Raw genomic sequence first — 1,219 nt, forward strand, 5'->3', positions numbered from 1 at the left:
GCAACGCCATCCGTGTGGCCTGCGAAATGCTCATCGAGGGCATGCGCAAGCCCGGCGGCGGCTTCCTCACGCCCGCCGAAATGAAGGCCGAAGGCCGCCCCATGCGCTATGACGGCAAATGGACTGCCCCGGCCAAGGATTGTGACGCCAAGGGTCAGGGTTCGCCCTTTGCCTGCTACATGTACGGGCTTTTCCTCACCGAAGTGGCGGTGGAAGCAGCCACGGGCAAAACCACGGTAGAAAAAATGGTCTGCGTGGCCGACATCGGCAAGCTTTGCAACAAGCTTGTGGTGGACGGCCAGATTTACGGCGGTCTCGCCCAGGGCGTGGGTCTGGCCCTCAGTGAAGACTACGAAGACCTCAAGAAGCACAGCACCATAGCCGGCGCGGGTGTTCCCCCCATCAAGATGATTCCTGACGACATTGAGATCATCTATGTGGAAACGCCTCGCAAGGATGGCCCCTTCGGCGCTTCGGGCGTGGGCGAAATGCCCCTTACCGCGCCGCATGCGGCCATCATCAACGGCATCTACAATGCCTGCGGCGCGCGTATTCGCCATCTGCCCGCGCGGCCCGAAAAGGTCTTGGAGGCCATGCCCAGGTAAGGTAGGTGTAAGGTAAAAGCAATACGGGGGAGGGGACTTCAGTTGCCGGGGGGCGACGTGCTCTCCGGCAGCTGAAGAACCTCTTTCTCCTGTATTCCGCTCCCCTGGATTGTATTTTTTCTTGTGACGCGGGAGCGGCCTGGCCGCATGCCGCGTCACATGTTTTTTATGTTTTGCCTGGCCGCATTTACAGTGGAGCGGTATGTGCGCGGTTTGTCCCGCCAGGGCATTTTCACTCTGAAATTGTTCTGGCGACTGCGTGAGCAAGCGCAATTTATTTGCGCTGCTAAGCGCCGAAGTAAACTTTGAGAATGTACATTCTCAAAGTTAATCTACTCTAAAGTCCGACCTCAGCGAGAACAGCATTATGATGGATCAGAAGCGCCTGCATGAAATCGAAGCCCGCTGTACCCAGGAAAGTCCCCCGCGCTGTCGGGCGGCCTGCCCCTTTGATCTGGACGTGCGCCTTTTTATGGCGCGCATGGCCGAGGGCAAATGCGGCGAGGCCCGTAAGCTTCTGGAACGCCATCTGCCTCTGCCCGGCATCATGGCGCGCATCTGCGATGCGCCGTGTGAAAATGTCTGCCTGCGGCGCGACCTTGGCGGCAGCGTGG

The 1,219-nt window shown here is 59.1% G+C and carries 1 protein-coding gene and 1 pseudogene; both read left to right on the forward strand.

The window, feature by feature from the left end; genetic code table 11:
- Positions 1 to 605: molybdopterin cofactor-binding domain-containing protein (locus V6C16_RS13655; protein WP_333535998.1), on the forward strand; the 605-nt coding region annotated here is incomplete at its 5' end.
- Positions 606 to 972: 367 nt separating this feature from the next.
- Positions 973 to 1,219: pseudogene (locus tag V6C16_RS13660) on the forward strand (pyridine nucleotide-disulfide oxidoreductase/dicluster-binding protein); the annotation flags it as partial.

It is taken from the genome of Desulfovibrio sp. 1188_IL3213 (assembly GCF_036763145.1).
In the GTDB taxonomy this organism is placed as follows: domain Bacteria; phylum Desulfobacterota; class Desulfovibrionia; order Desulfovibrionales; family Desulfovibrionaceae; genus Desulfovibrio.